14 protein-coding genes are annotated in these 17210 nt (G+C 61.4%); 13 read left to right on the plus strand and 1 reads right to left on the minus strand.

Going from position 1 to position 17210, the window contains the following annotated elements; all coding sequences use genetic code 11:
• Nucleotides 1–62 precede the first annotated feature (62 nt).
• The 10 genes from ACC569_RS05640 (at nucleotide 63) to ACC569_RS05685 (ending at nucleotide 13125) form a co-directional block, all read left to right on the plus strand.
• Complete coding sequence (locus ACC569_RS05640; protein WP_372522518.1) at nucleotides 63–518, plus strand: hypothetical protein; 456 nt, start codon at nucleotides 63–65, stop codon at nucleotides 516–518.
• Between the two features lie 13 nt (nucleotides 519–531).
• On the plus strand, nucleotides 532–1005 hold the full coding sequence (locus ACC569_RS05645; protein ID WP_372522519.1) for a glycine zipper family protein: 474 nt from the start codon (nucleotides 532–534) through the stop codon (nucleotides 1003–1005).
• Nucleotides 1006–1218: 213 nt separating this feature from the next.
• Nucleotides 1219–2523: a TolC family protein gene (locus ACC569_RS05650; protein ID WP_372522520.1), complete on the plus strand. Its 1305-nt coding sequence runs from the start codon at nucleotides 1219–1221 to the stop codon at nucleotides 2521–2523.
• Nucleotides 2520–5654 carry an efflux RND transporter permease subunit gene (locus ACC569_RS05655; protein ID WP_372522521.1) on the plus strand — a complete coding sequence of 1045 codons (3135 nt, stop codon included), beginning with the start codon at nucleotides 2520–2522 and terminating at the stop codon, nucleotides 5652–5654. The genes ACC569_RS05650 and ACC569_RS05655 overlap by 4 nt, the downstream gene beginning before the upstream one ends.
• A 114-nt stretch (nucleotides 5655–5768) precedes the next feature.
• On the plus strand, nucleotides 5769–6656 hold the full coding sequence (locus ACC569_RS05660) for a fumarylacetoacetate hydrolase family protein (RefSeq protein ID WP_372522522.1): 888 nt from the start codon (nucleotides 5769–5771) through the stop codon (nucleotides 6654–6656).
• Nucleotides 6657–6705: 49 nt separating this feature from the next.
• Nucleotides 6706–7611, plus strand: coding sequence for a D-hexose-6-phosphate mutarotase (locus ACC569_RS05665; RefSeq protein WP_372522523.1), 906 nt, complete (start codon nucleotides 6706–6708; stop codon nucleotides 7609–7611).
• A 169-nt stretch (nucleotides 7612–7780) separates the two neighbouring features.
• Nucleotides 7781–10660 (plus strand): molybdopterin oxidoreductase family protein, encoded by a 2880-nt coding sequence (locus ACC569_RS05670; protein WP_372522524.1) that lies wholly within the window; start codon nucleotides 7781–7783, stop codon nucleotides 10658–10660.
• 87 nt (nucleotides 10661–10747) lie between these two features.
• Nucleotides 10748–11479 (plus strand): 4Fe-4S dicluster domain-containing protein, encoded by a 732-nt coding sequence (locus tag ACC569_RS05675; protein WP_372522525.1) that lies wholly within the window; start codon nucleotides 10748–10750, stop codon nucleotides 11477–11479.
• Between the two features lie 18 nt (nucleotides 11480–11497).
• A complete protein-coding gene (locus ACC569_RS05680) occupies nucleotides 11498–12475 on the plus strand; it encodes a dimethyl sulfoxide reductase anchor subunit family protein (RefSeq protein ID WP_372522526.1) in 978 nt (325 codons plus the stop codon).
• 17 nt (nucleotides 12476–12492) lie between these two features.
• Nucleotides 12493–13125 (plus strand): MarC family protein, encoded by a 633-nt coding sequence (locus ACC569_RS05685; RefSeq protein WP_372522527.1) that lies wholly within the window; start codon nucleotides 12493–12495, stop codon nucleotides 13123–13125.
• 21 nt (nucleotides 13126–13146) lie between these two features.
• On the opposite strand, the gene ACC569_RS05690 is transcribed toward ACC569_RS05685, so the two are convergent.
• Nucleotides 13147–13704, minus strand: coding sequence for a SprT-like domain-containing protein (locus tag ACC569_RS05690; RefSeq protein WP_372522528.1), 558 nt, complete (start codon nucleotides 13702–13704; stop codon nucleotides 13147–13149).
• Between the two features lie 238 nt (nucleotides 13705–13942).
• On the opposite strand from ACC569_RS05690, the gene ACC569_RS05695 reads away from it, so the two are divergent.
• The 3 genes from ACC569_RS05695 (at nucleotide 13943) to ACC569_RS05705 (ending at nucleotide 17165) form a co-directional block, all read left to right on the plus strand.
• Nucleotides 13943–14740: a DUF3014 domain-containing protein gene (locus tag ACC569_RS05695; protein WP_372522529.1), complete on the plus strand. Its 798-nt coding sequence runs from the start codon at nucleotides 13943–13945 to the stop codon at nucleotides 14738–14740.
• A gap of 561 nt (nucleotides 14741–15301) precedes the next feature.
• Entirely contained in the window at nucleotides 15302–16438 is a 1137-nt protein-coding gene (locus tag ACC569_RS05700; protein WP_372522530.1) for an AAA family ATPase, read from the plus strand.
• A gap of 523 nt (nucleotides 16439–16961) precedes the next feature.
• The gene (locus tag ACC569_RS05705) at nucleotides 16962–17165 is read left to right on the plus strand and encodes a cold-shock protein (protein WP_372522531.1); all 204 of its coding nucleotides are present in this window, start codon (nucleotides 16962–16964) and stop codon (nucleotides 17163–17165) included.
• Nucleotides 17166–17210: the final 45 nt, after the last annotated feature.

Genomic DNA, 17210 nt, shown 5'->3' on the forward strand with positions numbered 1-17210 from the left:
GGAGCGGCGTTGTTTCTCTGATCTACGGAGCAAACCCGTAATTCGAGGAAACGCTAATGAAGATGACAAGGACAATCAGCTTGATACTGGCTTTTTCCACCCTGGTGGCCGCGGCGCCCATGTCCGCCTACGCCGACCGCGACGACCGGGGCCGCGGCGACCGCCACGATGATCGCGGCGGCTGGCACGGGGATATTCGAAGTTTTCACCAACACGATCTGCCACGCTGGCGTGGCGGCCATTGGGACCACGGCTACCATGATGGTCGGCTCGGCTGGTGGTGGGTGGTCGCCGGTCTGTGGTACTTCTACCCGCAGCGGGTCGCCGGTTATCCCGATCCCTACACACCGCCTCCGGTCGTAATCGTTCAGCCGACTCAGCCGACGCCGAGTACACCGCCACCGTCGCAATACTGGTATTACTGCGATGCCGCCAAGGCGTATTACCCCTATGCGCCATCCTGCCCGGCGGGCTGGAGAATGGTGCCAGCCACCCCGGCCGGCGTGCCGACGCAATGAGAGGAGAGTGGCGATGAATCTCGGCAAGACCATACTGGGTGCGTCACTGGCGGTAGTATTGGCCGGATGCGCGTCGATCCCGGAAGGACCGAGTGTCGCGGTCATGCCCGGACCCGGCAAGCCGTTTGATCAGTTCAATGCCGACAATGCCATTTGCAAGGAATTCGCGCGCCAACAGATTGGCGTGAATCCGAACGACGTGGCGCGGGAGCAGGTGGTGACGGGAGCGGCGGCTGGCGCGGCGCTGGGCGCGGCGTCCGGCGCGCTCATGGGGAACGGTCACGACAGTCCCGCCGGACCCATGGCGGGCGCGGGTCTGATTGTCGGTTCCGCGGCCGGCGCGAACGCCGCGAACCAAAGTACCATAACGCTGCAGCGTCGATACGACATCGCCTACCAGCAATGCATGTACGCCAAGGGCAACCAGATTCCGGGCTACGCGTCACCGCGCTATACGCCTCCGCCTCCGCCGCCACCGCCTCGCTGAGTCCATTCGTCTTCGTTCCGCACTCCAGGTTAGAGTGCCTGCGAACCGTGAGCTTTGATAGGCACGGAAATGAATTGATAGATATAATCATCCGCCATGCTCCTATGGCATGCAATGGCGGCTGATGTGTTCACTCGTTGGATCATGGACCAGTCGATCCGCCTCGCCGACGAGGAAAGGGTTGGGCCAGCGGGCGACGCAAGGAATTCACTGGTGAAACGTAACTATGCCATAACGATCGCGCTGGCCGTCGGGATTGTTGTGTCGACCGTCGCGACAGTCAGGCCCGCCCATGCCGCGGAGGCGCTGACGCTGGACGAGTATTTCGCCGCGGCGCTGAAACGCAGCGAGGTAGTGGCCACCCAAGGCGAATTGATCCGCCAAGCGGAGGAACATTACAAACAGGCGGATTCCGCGCTGTTTCCCACCGTTAACGGCGTCGCCTCTTATGCGCGGCAGGATCCCATCCCCGCGGGCGATCTTCCCAATGCGTCTTCACCGAATCGGCAGTCGGTCGCCAAGTTGACGGCGACGCAGCCGTTGTTTCGCGGTTTCCGCGAATTCGCCGGCCTGCGGCAAACGAAAGCCCTTGTGGGCGCGCAGAACCAAGACTACCTCAATGCGCGCACGCAGCTTTTTAACGATGTCGTGCAGAATTTTTACATCGTATTGTCGATCGAGCAGGATCTGAAAAACTTCAGCGAGGAAATCAACCAGAATATCGATCGCGAGAAGGAACTCAACGGGCGTGTGCGTATCGGCCGTTCGCGGATCAGCGAGGTGCTGTCCGTCCAAAGTACCATCAACACCTTGCGCGCCCAGGTGGAACAGCTGCAAAGCCAGCTCGGCACGGCGCGCGAGGCGTTCGCGTTTCTCAGCGGGCTGGCGCCCACGACCCCGTTGCGCGACACCGAGGACCTGCCGGCGACCCTGGAGCCGCTTGACGATTATCTGGCGCAGCTGGAGATGCGCCCGGACGTGAAGGCAAGCCAGCAGCGTTTGTCAGCCGCGCAGGAGAATACGACGGTGGCCAGAGGCGCCAATCTTCCGTCGCTCGATTTGAACGCCAACCGCTACTTGGAGCGCACGGGAAACCTCAAGGATTCCAACTGGGATGTCGGGGTCGCGCTGACGGTGCCGATCTATGCCGGCGGTCTGCTGCAATCCAAGGTGAGCGAGGCGGTGTCGCAGCGCACGCAGGCCGAGCTCAGCGTGAGCCAGGTGCGCCGTCAGGCGGAGCAGGAAATCCGTTCGATCTATCAAAGCGTCGTGTTCGACAGGTTGCAACTGGACGCGCTGGAAAAGGCAACGGAGTCCGCCCGCAAAAACTACGAAGCCCAGCGGCATGACTACCGTCTGGGTCTCGTTACCAATCTGGATGTGCTGCAGGCGCTGACCGCTTACCAGCAGAATCAGCGGGCGCTGGATCGCGCACGCTTTACCGAAAAGCTCGACTATCTCAGATTGGAAGCGGCGGTCGTCCGCCGCCCGGCCCCGCCTCAAGGACCCGCGCCATGATGCTTCCCGAAATCGCCATTCGCCGCCCCGTCTTCGCCTGGATGCTGATGACGGCGCTGATCCTGTTCGGCGGGATCTCGGCCTCGCGCATGGGCATCAGCCAGCTGCCGGACGTGGATTTCCCGGTGGTCACGGTGAGTGTGGACTACCCGGGCGCCGCGCCGGAGGTCATCGAGACCAACGTCGTGGACGTCATCGAGGACGCGGTCATGACGGTGGAGGGCGTGCGCAGCGTGACCTCGACCTCGCGCTACGCCGCCGCCACCATCAGTGTCGAGTTCGAACTCTCCCGCAACATCGCCGACGCGCTGCAGGAGGTGCAGAACAAGGTCGCGGGTGCGCAGCGTTTCCTGCCGAGCGACATCGATCCGCCGGTCATCAGCAAGACCAATCCCGAAGACCAGCCGATCCTGTGGATGTCGGTCACCAGCGAGCGCCACTCGCTGCGCGAGCTGATGCGCTACGTGAAGGACACGCTCAAGGACCGGTTCTCGTCGGTGACCGGTGTCGGTGAGATCACGCTCGGCGGCTACGTTGAACCTAACTTGCGCGTCTGGGTCGCGGGGCAGGCGCTCAACCGCTACCAGCTGGCGGTGACGGACGTCTTGAATGCAATCCAGAGCGAGCACTCGGAGCTGCCCGCCGGTCAGATCACTACCGGGCACAAGGAGTACGACGTGCGCACGCTCGGCGAGGCGAAGACCGCGCAGGAGTTCGAGAAAATCGCCATCAACCAGCGCGGCGGTCTGCCGATCTACTCGCGCATCGAGCTGAACCAGGTGGCGACCGTCGAGGACGGGCTGGACGACATCCGCCGCATCTCGCGCGCCAACGGCGTGCGCGCGGTCGGCATCGGCATCCGCAAGCAACGCGGGTCGAATACCGTGGCCGTGGCGCAGGGCGTCAAGCAGCGCATGGCCGAGGTCGCCAAACAGTTGCCGGAAGGCATGAAGATCGCCGTGAATTTCGACACCACCAAGTTCATCGAGGACTCGGTGGACGAGTTCAAGCTGGCGCTGGTGCTGTCGGCGCTGGCCACCGCGTTCGTGTGCTGGCTGTTCCTCGGCAGCTGGACCGCGACGCTGAACGTCATCCTCGCGATCCCGACATCGATCATCGGCACCTTTATCGTCCTGTACTTTTTCGGTTTCACGCTCAACACCTTCACGCTGCTGGGTCTGAGCCTCGCCATCGGCATCGTCGTGGACGATGCCATCATGGTGCTGGAGAACATCGTGCGCCACCGCGAGCAAGGAGAAAACCGCGTGGAAGCGGCGCTCAAGGGCTCGCTCCAGATAACCTTTGCCGCGATCGCGGCGACGCTGGCCGTGGTCGCGATCTTCCTGCCGGTAGCGTTCATGAGCGGCGTCATCGGCAAGTTCTTCTTCCAATTCGGCATCACCATGACCGTCGCCGTGCTGCTGTCGCTGCTCGAGGCGCTGACGCTCACGCCCATGCGTGCCTCACAGTTCGTCGAGGCCGGGAGCCGTACGACGCGCATGGGGCGCGCGGCGGATTTCACGTTTTGCGCCGTGGCCGCGCTGTACCGCCGGCTGCTCGCGGTCGCGCTCGGGCATCCGTGGAAGATAATCGGCGCGTCGCTGGTGTTCTTCGTGCTGTCGTTCGGCACGCTCAACTACATCAACAAGGAGTTCATGCCGGTGCAGGATCAGAGCACCTTCGTCGTGCGCGCGCAAACACCGATCGAATCCTCGATGGAGTTCACCGACTCGGTGGCGCGTGACGCCGAGAAGTTCTTCGCCTCACGGCCGGAGGTGCACCGCTACATGCTCGCCGTGGGTGGATTCGGCACCGGCGGGCAGTCGAACCTGATGAACTTCTTCATCAGCATGAAACCGAAGGGCGCGCGCGGCATGGACCCGCAGGCCGGTCACGAGCTGTCGCAGCAGGAGCTGATGACGGTGACGCGCGACGCGCTACGTAAGATCGGGCTCAAGGTCTCGATACAAGACCTGTCGCAGCGCGGCTTCACGGCCTCGCGTGGCTTCCCGGTGGAGTTCGCCGTGCAGGGGCGCAACTGGGACAAGCTCGTCGAGTACTCCGAAACGATCATTTCGAAACTCAACGCCACCGGTCTGGTTACCGATACCGACAGTGACTACCTGCTCGGCAAGCCGGAAATTCAAGTGATCCCGGACCGCGAGCGCGCCGCCGCGCGCGGCGTGAGCATCCATGCGATCTCGCAGACGGTCAATGCCATGGTCGGTGGGGTCGTTGCCGGGCAGTACTCCTCCGAGAGCCATCGCTACGACGTGCGCGTGCGGCTGCGCGACCAGGATATCGACCGCATCGACCAGATCAAGCGCCTGTACGTGCGCAACAACCGCGGCGAGCTGATCCCGCTTTCGGAGGTGGTGCAGATCCGCGAGGCCAAGAGCCTGGCGCAGATCAACCGCAACGATCGCGAGCGCGCGATTAAGATCTTCGCCAACGTCCAGGCCGGCAAGTCCCAGCAGGAAGCGCTGGCGCGGGCCGAGGCGATCGCGCGCGAAGTGCTGCCGAAGGACTACAAGTTGCGCTTCGTCGGTGGGTCGCAGTCGTTCCAGGAATCGTTCGCCTCGCTGTGGTTCGTGTTGCTGCTCGGCGTGATCGTGGCCTACATGGTGCTGGCCTCGCAGTTCAACAGCTTCGTCCATCCGGTCACGGTGCTGATGGCGCTGCCGTTCAGCATGTCCGGCGCATTCCTCACGCTGCTCGCGTTCGGCCACTCGCTCAATATTTTCAGCTTCATCGGCCTGATCCTGCTGATGGGCATCGTCAAGAAGAACTCCATTCTGCTGGTGGACTTTACCAACCAGGTGCGCGCGCGTGGCGAGGTGTCCGTGCGCAATGCGCTGATCGAGGCCTGCCCGATCCGCCTGCGCCCGATCCTGATGACCTCGATCGCTACCATGGCCGCGGCTTTGCCACTGGCGCTTGCCCTCGGGCCTGGCGCCGAGCTGCGCGCGCCCATGGCGATAGCAGTCATCGGCGGCGTCTTCGTGTCGACGCTATTGACCCTGTTCGTGGTGCCGTGTGTCTACGAGCTGTTGTCGAAATTCGAGGGTAGCCGTGTCGCCGAAGCGACACGGGAAAAGGAAATAGCGCAAGCCACAAAAGAAGCGGGATAAGCCACCGCATTTTCACTGCGGAAGTTTGTCCAGGACCTGTATGGCGGCAACCGCCGATTAGTACTGGCGCATATTTCGGCGTATTCTCTGAACCACTGAATCTGTCGTTCATCCATGCTCCTTGTTACATTTATAGAAAGTGGAAAGAACCGGCTCGGTATCCTCGATCACGCACGTGACGAGGTCGTCGATCTTTCCCGTGCGGCGCCGGGACTGCCGCCGGACATGCTGGCATTCATTGCGCTCGGTGAGTCGGGACTGGCCGAAGCGCGGCGCGCGATGGCGAGTCGGACGGGGCGGTTGCCGCTGGCGCAAGTCCGGTTGATGGCGCCGATCCCGAAGCCCGCGCGCAATATTTTCTGCGTCGGCAAGAACTATCGCGAGCACGCGCAGGAACTGCAGTCGACGGATTTGAAGGGCGGTGGCGCCGAGGCCATTCCGGAGCTGCCGATTATTTTCACCAAGGCAACTTCGTCGGTGATTGGACCGAATGAGCCGATCCCGGCTTGGCTCGATCCCACGCATACGACCGATTACGAAGGCGAGCTCGCGGTGGTGATCGGCCCCGGCGGGCGCGGCATCGCGCGCGCGAACGCGATGCGCCATGTGTACGGTTACACCATCGTCAACGACGTCACTTCGCGCGCCTTGCAGCGCCGTCACCAGCAGTGGTTCCTCGGCAAGAGCCTGGACGGTTTCTGCCCCATGGGGCCGGCGATCGCGACCGCCGACGAAATGCCCGACGCGGGAACACTGCGCGTGCAGACACGGGTGAACGGTGAACTGCGCCAGGACGCGCCGGTCTCGGGACTGATCTTCGATATCCCGACATTGATCGAAACGCTCTCGCGCACCCTGACGCTCGCGCCGGGCGATGTCATCGCCACCGGGACGCCCGCCGGAGTCGGCATGGGCTTCAAACCGCCCATATTTCTGAAGAAGGGCGACGTGGTCGCGATCACCATCGACCCTATCGGTACGCTCGAGAATCCGGTGGCGTGACGGAGATTTAATAAATTAAAGAAACACACACTCTAGAGGATTTTGGAGCATGACCGATTTTTCAGCGTTGAACGCGCGTTTCGGCCTTTCCGGCCAGGTGATATTCAAGCCGGGTCCCGGCGGGTTGGCCGTGGTGGAAGTGACCAATTCCCAGGGCAGCGCCACCATTGTGCTGCAAGGCGCGCATGTGATGAGCTGGGCACCGCGCGGGCAGAAGCCGGTGATCTGGCTTTCGCGCGCCGCCAAATTCGCGCCCGGCAAATCGATCCGCGGTGGCGTGCCGGTTTGCTGGCCGTGGTTCGGTCCGCATGCGACCGCCGCGCTGCCGGCGCACGGATTCGCGCGCACCGTGCCGTGGGAAGTGATCGGCGCTCAAACCCTGGCGGAGAGTGCTACGCGTCTCGATTTTCGCCTCATCCAGAGCGAGGCCACCCGCACCCAGTGGCCGCACGCCACGCTGCTCGAAAGCCACATCACCGTGGGCGCGACGCTCGAGATCGACCTCGTGACGCGTAACGCCGACCGCAGTGCCATTACCATCGGCGATGCCCTGCATACGTATTTTGAGGTGAGTGACGTGCGCCGGGTGACAATCCGGGGTCTGGAGGATTGTCCCTACCTCGACAAGATGGACGGCGGCCAACGCAAGCAGCAAACCGGACCGGTGACGATCGGCGCCGAGACCGATCGTATTTATCTCGATTCCAGCGTGGATTGCCTGATCGACGACCCTGATCTGAAGCGCAGCATCCGTATCCGCAAACGCGGCAGTCATTCAACAGTGGTATGGAACCCGTGGATCGAGAAGTCGGTTAAGATGGGCGACTTCGGCGAGAACGGTTACCTTAATATGCTGTGCGTGGAAAGCGCCAACGCCGCGGACGACGTCGTGACCATCGCGCCGGGTGGCGAGCATCATCTGTGGGTGCGCTACGAGATCGAGCCAATGAATTGAACCGGGATTGCTATGACACGCTACTCCCGGTGGAATTCCACGGTAGTCGCACTAGTATTTTTTGTCGCCGCATTGAATATTGTTAATTGCGAATAGTGTCCAAGCTTAGTATCGTAGTTGATGTCCGTTCCCTTGTGTCTGACCATCTTTCTGGATTGGCCCATCTCTCATGATCCAAGCCTCCTCTGGCCGTAGCGAGATCAAGAACACTACTTGCTACATGTGCGCCTGCCGCTGCGGCATCCGCGTGACCCTCAAGGACGGTGAGATGCGTTACATCGAGGGCAATCCCGATCATCCCATCAATAAAGGAGTGATCTGCGCCAAGGGCGCCTCGGGCATCATGAAGCAGCACTCGCCCGCGCGCCTGACCAAGCCCCTTCGGCGCAAACAAGGCAGTGAGCGTGGCGCCAACGAATTCGAGGCGATCTCCTGGGACGAGGCGTTTGCGATACTGGAAGAGCGCCTGGCGAAAATCCGCGCCACCGACCCCAAGAAGTTCGCGCTGTTCACCGGCCGTGACCAGATGCAAGCGCTCACCGGCCTGTTCGCCAAGCAGTTCGGCACGCCCAACTACGCGGCCCACGGCGGCTTCTGCTCGGTCAACATGGCCGCGGGCATGATCTACACCATAGGCGGGTCGTTCTGGGAGTTCGGCGGGCCGGATCTCGAGCGCGCCAAGCTGTTCGTGATGATCGGCACCGCCGAGGATCATCACTCCAATCCGCTCAAGATGGCCATCTCCAAGTTCAAGCGCAACGGCGGCAAGTTCATCTCCGTTAATCCGGTGCGCACCGGCTACTCGGCGATCGCCGACGAATGGGTGCCGATCAAGCCCGGCACCGACGGCGCACTGTTTCTGGCGCTCATCCACGTGCTCATCAAGCAGGGCCTGTACGACCGCGACTTCCTGGTGCAATACACCAACTCCGCGCAACTGGTGAACATGGACAAGAAGTCGAGCGAGTACGGCATGTTCGTGCGCGCCGAGGTGCCGGTGGAAGAAGGCTGCTTCGATCCGCAGAACAAGCTGTGGTGGGACCGCCATGCCAACAAGGCCGTGGTTACGCATACCGCCGGCGCCGATCCGTTTCTGCGCGGCGAGTTTGCGCTGCCGGATGGCACCCCGGTCAAGCCGTCGTTCCAGTTGCTGGTGGATCGCGTCAAGGACTACACGCCCGAGTGGGCCAGCGCCATCACCGGCATTCCGGCGGAAACCATCAAGCGCCTGGCCAATGAGATGGGCGTGACGGCGCGCGACCAGAAGATCGAACTGCCGATCGCCTGGACCGACATCTGGGGCAAGGATCATGAAGTGGTCACCGGCAACCCGGTGGCGTTCCACGCCATGCGCGGGCTGGCCGCGCACTCCAACGGTTTTCATACGATACGCGCACTGTCGATATTGATGAGCATCCTCGGCACCATCGATCGGCCGGGCGGGTTCCGGCACAAGGCGCCGTTCCCGCGCCCGATCCCGCCCTGCGCCAAGACGCCGAAAGGCCCGGAAGGCGTGCGCGCCGGAAAACCGCTGGACGGCATGGCGCTCGGCTGGCCGGCCGATCCTGACGACCTGTTCGTCGACAAGGACGGCACGCCGGTGCGCATCGACAAGGCGTTTTCCTGGGAGTATCCGCTGTCGGTGCACGGCCTGATGCACAACGTCATCACCAACGCCTGGCGCGGCGACCCGTACAAGCTCGACACGCTGCTCATCTTCATGGCCAACATGGCCTGGAACTCGACCATGAATACGGTCGAGGTGCGCAAGATGCTGAACGACAAGGATGAGAACGGCGAGTTCAAAATCCCGTTCATCGTCGTGTGCGATGCGTTCCAGTCGGAAATGGTGGCGTACGCCGATCTGGTGCTGCCGGATACCACCTATCTGGAACGCCACGATGTCATGAGCATGCTCGACCGGCCGATCTCCGAGTTCGAAGGCCCGATGGATTCCGTGCGCATCCCGGTGGTGCCGCCCAAGGGCGAGTGCAAGCCGTTCCAGGAAGTGCTGATCGAACTCGGAACGCGCCTCAAACTGCCGGCGTTTGTCACCACCAACGGCGCGCGCAAGTTCCGCGACTACCCGGACTTCATCATCAATTACGAGATCGAGCCGGGCTCGGGCATAGGATTCCTCGCCGGCTGGCGCGGCAAGGGCGGGGAGAAGTTCATGAAAGGCGAACCGAACTCGAACCAATGGCAGATGTACGAAAAGAACAACTGCGTGTTCCGCTACGAGCTGCCTAAGTCCTATCAGTACATGCGCAACTGGAACAAGGGTTACCTCGAGTGGGCGCAGCGTCACCGTCTGACCCGTTATGCCGAACCCATCCTGATCCATGTCTACTCCGACATCCTGCAGCAGTTCCGTCTCGCTGCGCAGGGCAAGACTCAGGGCAAGCAGCCGCCGCCGCACCTGCGCAAGCGCATCGAGACCTACTTCGATCCGCTGCCGTTCTACTATGAACCGCTCGAGTCCCAGCTGACCGACAAGCAGAAATATCCGCTCAATGCGGTGACCCAACGGCCGATGGCGATGTACCACTCGTGGGATTCGCAGAACGCCTGGCTGCGCCAGATACACACACACAATTATTTATTCGTGAATCCGAAAACCGCTGCTGCTCAGGGGATCGCGGACGGTGACTGGGTCTGGGTGGAGTCACCCTGGGGCAAGGTGCGCGGCATGTGCCGTTACAGCGAAGCGACCGAGCCCGGCACCGTCTGGACCTGGAACGCCATCGGTAAACAACCCGGCGCATGGAATCTCGAACCGAATGCGAATGAAGCGCGCCAGGGCTTTTTGCTCAATCACCTGATCTCCGATGAACTGCCACCGCTGCCGGAGGGCGAGCATCTGTCGAATTCCGATCCGGTCACCGGGCAGGCCGGCTGGTACGATGTGCGCGTGCGCCTCACCAAGGCCGACCCGGCGGAAGAAAAAGTGACCTGGCCGCAGTTCGCGACGCTCTCGCCGGTGCCTGGCGAGGAGCCGCGTCGTAAAAACTGGCTGGCCTACGTGGCCGGCAAGATCATGGGAACCTAGTCCTATGAAAAGACGAACGCAGCGAAGCGGAGTAGGGCTACCTCTTATGACAGGACGAACGGAGCGAAGCGGAGTAGGGCTACCTTTATGACCCAGCTCGCCCTGGTGATTGATCTCAACGTGTGCGTGGGTTGTCATGCCTGCGTCACGAGCTGCAAGGAATGGAACACCTCGGGCGAGGCCGGCTATCTGTCCGACGACCGTCCGTACGGGAAAGATCCGACCGGCACCTTCTTCAATCGGGTGCAGACCTTCGAGGTGGGCGAGTTTCCGAATACCGAGACCGTGCATTTCCCGAAGTCGTGCCTGCACTGCGAAGATCCGCCGTGCGTGCCGGTGTGTCCCACCGGCGCGAGCTACAAGCGCCCCGAGGACGGCATCGTGCTGGTCGATTACGACAAGTGCATAGGCTGCAAGTACTGCGCGTGGGCCTGCCCCTACGGCGTGCGCGAGATCGACGAGCACCAGAAGGTCATGAAGAAATGCACCTTGTGCGTGGATCGCATCTACGACATGTCGGTACCCGAGTCGGAACGCAAGCCAGCCTGCGTGCTGGCGTGCCCAACCAGTGCGCGCCTGTTCGGCGACGTGCACGATCCGGACTCGGCGGTGTCGATAGCGATCAGCGAAAACGGCGGTTACGCGCTCATGCCGGAGTGGGGCACCAAGCCGGCCAACCATTATCTGCCACGCCGCAAGATGCGCATCAAGATCCACGCCGACGAACTCGTGCGCGCCGATAATCCGCTCAAGAAGGAGGGCGTGTTGCCCAAGCCGGCCATCAGCGAGCCGTCGCTCGACGATGTCACGAGCTGGTAGCGCCACGGGAAATCAGACATGCACCCCGCGTTCTCGGTTATCTTTCTGACGACATTGATTGGCACCGGCCAGGGCTTCTTTCTGGCGCTTTACACCGAGCAGGTCTATTCGATGGTCAAGTTGTTGCCGCCGCAGCCTGCCAGCTTCTACACGCTAGGCAGTGTTATCGCGTTGGCGTTCCTGGTCGCCGGGCTGGTCGCATCCTTCTTTCATCTGGGTCACCCGGAGCGTGCCTGGCGCTCGGCGGCCCGCTGGCGCACCTCGTGGCTGTCGCGCGAGGTGATCGTGTTGCCGGCGCTGATGGGCGCCGTGGCGGCCTACGGCCTGGTTCATTATTACGAATGGGACCTAAATATCATCGGCATCAAGACATCGGCCCACGGCGATCTTTCGCTCGTCGTCGGCGCCGGGGGCGCGGCGCTGGCGTTTCTGCTGTTTCTGTGCACCGGCATGATTTACGCGTGCATCAAGTTTCTGCAGGAGTGGGCGACGTGGCTGACGGTCGTCAATTACACGCTGTTCGGATTGGCCTCGGGTTTCCTGCTGGCGACCGCGTACGCGGTGTACCGGGCGCCGGCGCTGATGTACTTCTACGGGGGTTGGACCGTTGTCGCCACGCTGGCGGTTCTGGCGACGCGCGTTGTCTCGCTGATCCGCAACCGCCGTCTCAAGCACAAGTCGACGATCCAGACGGCCATCGGCGTGCGCCACGCCCGGATCGTCCAGAAGTCCCAGGGTTTCATGGGCGGATCGTTCAATACGCGCGACTTTTTTCACGGCGCGGCACCGTGGCTGTTCCGCTCGGTGAAATGGATATTCCTGGTGCTGGTATTTCCAGTGCCACTCGTATTGCTGTTCGCGGGGATGATCGATCGCAGCGCGACACTGATTACCTCCGCGTTTGTCGTTCAGTATCTGGGCCTGTTGGCGGAACGCTGGTTCTTTTTCGCGCAGGCCAATCACCCTCAGAATCTGTATTATCAGACGATCTCCTGAACCGGTCGCGTCCGATCGTGAAAAACTGGACCGATTACATACATATACTCACGGCATTGCTGGTGATCACGAACCCGGTCGGCGCGTTGCCTGTGTTCATCACGCTCACCCGCGATCAGACACTGGCCGCGCGCAGGAACACGGCGCGCATCACGGCCACCGCCGTGGCCATCGTCCTGGTCGTCGGCATGTTCCTGGGCGAACCGCTGTTGCGCTTCTTCGGCATCGGCTTGCCGTCGTTCCGTGTCGGCGGCGGCATATTGATCATGATGATGGCGATGGCCATGCTGCGCGGGTATCCGGGCGAAACCCGGCACACGCCCGAGGAGCGCATCGAGGCGGAGGACAAGGACAGCAGCGCCGTCGTGCCGCTGGCGATCCCCATGCTGGCCGGTCCCGGTGCCATCAGCACCACGATTGTGTACGCGCACCAGGCCAGCACCGGTTGGGATATCGTGTTTCTGCTGTTCGCGGCCTTGCTGGTGGCGGGCAGTGTCTGGGCCGTCCTGTCCCTGGCGGAACCCATTGCCAGCCGGCTCGGACGCTATGGCATCAGCGTCGCGACGCGAGTCATGGGGCTGATCCTGGCCGCGGTCGCGGTCGAATTCATCGCCGGTGGACTGATACAGTTGTTTCCGGGCCTGGGATGAGCGTTCCGTCCCGGGCCGGCCTCAGTCGACGGGTGCTTCGCGATGCGAGAAGCGGAGCGGTTGACGGCAGCGGCGGCAGAGGTAGAGTCGTCCGCGCCGGGCGTTGTTGTGACGACGCGTGGTGAACGTATGCCCTGCGTCACAGCCGCAGCGATACCAATACGCCGCCGTCAGGCCCGAGCACACATCGTAATTATGACAACGCAGCGGTTTGAGCCCATAGACTTCGCGCATGATCGCGGCCCACTCCGCGCCGTGCGGCGCAATGCCTTGGCCGTGCACGCGATAGGCGATGAGATGACTCACCTCATGCGGGATGGTGTTGAGCAGAAAGTCCTCGGCGTTCTGATCCAGCAAGCGGCGGTTGATGCGAATCGCATTTCGGGCCGGGTAGGCGACGGCGGCCGCCATCCCGCGCAGGTTGAAGGCGAGCTGGGCGCGTTCGAAGCGACGCTGGAAATGAATCTCGGCGCGGCGAAAGCAGGCATTGACCGCGGCGCACACGCGATTCTCCAGTGACTCCACCGCCTCTTCCTCTGCGGTGGCTTGAGCGGAGACCAGATCCAGGGTTAACTGCAATGGTGCCATCCAGTGATTGGGCTGATGATGAGCGAATTATGCGCACTTGTCCTGGTCCGTTTCAATCGGTCAGCAGGGATTAATGATCCCGTTCTTCGTCCCCGAACAAATTGGACAAACGGCTCAAAAAATCTTCAGGCCAAGCCTATTTCGGGGCTCTTGGGTTATCATCGACGGCGTCGTAATATGGACGCGGCCAGGATGCCAGGTCAAACCCTTCGGCGACGGATAGCTGCTCATGAAAAATACAATGTGGTCAGTGGTGGTGCTCGTGATATTGGGCGGCATCGCCGCCGCCTATTATTATTGGCAGATGCACGAGACGCCACCACCACCGGTGCCAGCGTCGTACACCGAAGCGCCGCCGGCGCCCGAAGCCAAGGCCGAGCCGACGATACGCCATCCGGTTCAAGCGGCTCCCTCCACCGGAAAACCCCTGCCGCCGTTGGGTGAGAGCGACGCGGCGATGCAGGACGAGCTGACCGGACTCGTTACCCAGAAGTCGGCCGAAGAGTTTTTTGAACTGAAGGAAATCGTCCGTCGGTTCGTGGTGACGGTGGACAATTTGCCGCGCAGCAAAGTGCCGATGCGATATCGGCTATTCAAGCCGGTGTTGGGGAAATTTCTCGCTACCGGCGAAGGGGAGAACTTTCTGACCAGTCCCGACAATTATCGGCGCTACACGCCATATATCTGGCTGGCAGGGGCCGTCGATCCCAGGAAACTTGTCGCGGTGTATGTCCACTTTTATCCGCTGTTTCAGCAGGAATATCAAAACCTGGGATACCCCAAGGGATATTTCAACGACCGCCTGGTGGAGGCGATTGACGATCTGCTGGCGGCGCCGGATGTCCCCGGACGGATCAAACTGGTCCGGCCGAATGTCCTGTATCAGTTTGCGGATCCCAACTTGGAGGATCTGTCGGCGGGCCAGAAGATATTGATCCGCATGGGCAGTGAGAACGCGGCCAGGATCAAGGCAAAACTGCAGGATGTCCGGCGCGAGTTGACCACCGGCCAGGTTCCGAAGTCGTAACGCCCGCGGTTACTTGAACCTCGCTCCTGCCTGACCGGCAGGCATGAGGCGCTTACGGAAAACCCGCATCACGCTGATGAATTTCTGACGCACTCATGAGGCGTTGATGGTACGAGGCCTTCCCACGCGCAGATCGCGCCGTTATTTCTTGACATTTCGCCGCGAGTCCATAAACTTTCCTGAGATTGCTTCCCTGGAGGTTCAACGGATTGGCCTATATGGGTTCGCAAAGCAGCATCTCATCAGTGCGTCCGGTGTGGCGCGGAGCTTCCTCATCCGCCGCCGCGTAACCGGCATCGTCGCACCGTCAAGCCCCGACCGGGGGCGATATCTTCCCCGTCTTTTCCATCGTGTAGTCATTTCCGTCGCCGGTTTTCCGGGCGTAGCCGTTTCTGTTTCCCCCGAACGTGTTGATCCGTTGTCATGTCGAATATCGCATCAAATCGAATCGCACTCCGCGATACCCTGGCCGCGATTGCCGGGCCAGGAGCGGAGTGCAAGACCAGGGGAGCAATTCATCGCTCCCTTTTTTATTTACCGAAAGCCGGAGGTACATGCCACATGAAGATCATTGCCGTTGCCAATCAGAAAGGCGGATGCGGGAAAACCACCACCGCCATCAATCTTGCCGCCTGTCTCGGAAAGAAGGAACAGCGCGTGTTACTGCTCGATCTCGATCCTCAGGGCCATGCCTCGCTGGGGTTCGGTGTTTGCAGCGATAATGCGCGCGACCTGTACGATGTTTTTACCGGCGAGGTAAAGCTCGAGGACATCATCATACCGGACGTGTTCGCCGGGGTGGACGTGGTGCCGGCGACCATGACGCTGGCGGCGGCGGAGCATCTGCCGGTGCGCAGCGACGCGCGCGACCACCAGCTCGAAATTCATCTGGCCGGGATCAGACACCGCTACGATTACGCGGTCATCGACTGCCCGCCTTCGATGGGCCTGTTGTCGCTGAATGCGTTAATGGTGGCCGATCTGGTGCTGATTCCGATCGAGATGAGCCTGTTCGGTCTCAACGGCATCGACCACATGTACGAAACCATCGCGCTGCTGGGCGAGCGCCGCGGGCGCAAGATTCCGATTCGCGTGGTGCCGACGCTGGTCGACAGCCGCACGCGCCTGTGCCGGCAATTCCTGCACGAGGTTGGCGAGCGTTTTGCGGACGATGTTTCATCCGTGATGGTGCAGTTCACGGTGCGCTTGAAAGAGGCCGTGCGCCAGGGTGTGCCGATCATCGCCTACGACCCCACCTCGACGGCGGCCGTGCAATACCTGCGTCTGGCCGATGAACTCATGTCGAAACTGCCAGGACGGCCGAAGACGGAATCAGAGCACGAACACGCGGCGCGCATCACCGGCATGAAACACGCCTTCGAGGAAGCCAGGGTGCGAATCAATAAGAGCGACGCGCGGCAGAAAGTGGCACTGCGGCTTTTCGGTTACGCGGCCAGGGACGTGCAGATCGCCGGCGATTTCAACGATTGGACGCCGGACCGCGGCGTCATCACCCGCACGGCGGGTGATGACGTGGAGAAAATCCTGATGCTCGCACCGGGGACTTATCAGTACCGTTACATCGTCGACGGCGTGTGGCAGGAAGATCCGTCCAATCCCGAGCAGGCGTCGAATTTCTCGGGAGGATTCAACTCGATCCTGCACGTGGAGGAACAGCACGAGGAAATCAGTGCCTAGGGAACCTCTGAATAAATCCGTTCGTGGTGAGCCCGGTTCGACTGGTTCACCACAGGCTTCGACGCACCGTTCGGTCTGAGCTTGTCGAAGACCGAACGGCTTGCTCAGGACAGGCTTGTCGAACCACAAAGCCTTTCCAGCGCACCCGTTTGATAACGGAATAGCGCGTCCGCGCCGTTTGGCGCGGTCGACGTCGTGCAGTAACGATTCCAAGAGGCAAAAACCTTCCCCGATCCGATCACGAGTTAACTCTCTGATATTTATCAGATTCAACAGCCGCGAAGCTGGAGTCGACGGCAGTTAAGTAAACAGTGGCGCCGCTTGGCACCACGGCGCCGATTCTCCTTGGGTCATCCGAAATTGCTGTGGCGGCAGGACCATATTCATGTATAGTGGTGCTGTTGCAGTACAGTTCTTGTAGTCAGTACGGTAGCCCTTCCGCGCTTTTTCGGTAGCCAGCCCCGCGTTAGCTTTCAAGGAATGAACTGCATACCATCGCAATTCAACCAAATGAGGAATTTCCGTGAATACAGGTACAGTTAAGTGGTTCAACGACGCAAAAGGTTTCGGCTTCATCACCCCGTCTGACGGCAGCAAGGATGTCTTCGTGCATCACTCCGCCATCCAGGGTTCGGGCTTCAAGTCCCTGACCGAAGGCCAGCAGGTAAAGTTTGAACTGACCCAGGGCCCGAAGGGTCCGTCGGCGGCAAACGTTCAACCTGCCTAAGACTTAAACTACTGCGCAAGCAGATTTGAGCGAAAGACCCCGCCA

Source organism: Sulfuricaulis sp., from assembly GCF_041499725.1.
Classification (GTDB): domain Bacteria; phylum Pseudomonadota; class Gammaproteobacteria; order Acidiferrobacterales; family Sulfurifustaceae; genus Sulfuricaulis.

Bases quoted from the DNA above. Each gene is read 5' to 3' on its own strand.
- ACC569_RS05640 (WP_372522518.1), top strand. From the start codon at position 63: ATGACAAGGACAATCAGCTTGATACTGGCTTTTTCCACCCTGGTGGCC.
- ACC569_RS05645 (WP_372522519.1), top strand. From the start codon at position 532: ATGAATCTCGGCAAGACCATACTGGGTGCGTCACTGGCGGTAGTATTG.
- ACC569_RS05655 (WP_372522521.1), top strand. From the start codon at position 2,520: ATGATGCTTCCCGAAATCGCCATTCGCCGCCCCGTCTTCGCCTGGATG.
- ACC569_RS05660 (WP_372522522.1), top strand. From the start codon at position 5,769: ATGCTCCTTGTTACATTTATAGAAAGTGGAAAGAACCGGCTCGGTATC.
- ACC569_RS05665 (WP_372522523.1), top strand. From the start codon at position 6,706: ATGACCGATTTTTCAGCGTTGAACGCGCGTTTCGGCCTTTCCGGCCAG.
- ACC569_RS05670 (WP_372522524.1), top strand. From the start codon at position 7,781: ATGATCCAAGCCTCCTCTGGCCGTAGCGAGATCAAGAACACTACTTGC.
- ACC569_RS05675 (WP_372522525.1), top strand. From the start codon at position 10,748: ATGACCCAGCTCGCCCTGGTGATTGATCTCAACGTGTGCGTGGGTTGT.
- ACC569_RS05680 (WP_372522526.1), top strand. From the start codon at position 11,498: ATGCACCCCGCGTTCTCGGTTATCTTTCTGACGACATTGATTGGCACC.
- ACC569_RS05695 (WP_372522529.1), top strand. From the start codon at position 13,943: ATGAAAAATACAATGTGGTCAGTGGTGGTGCTCGTGATATTGGGCGGC.
- ACC569_RS05700 (WP_372522530.1), top strand. From the start codon at position 15,302: ATGAAGATCATTGCCGTTGCCAATCAGAAAGGCGGATGCGGGAAAACC.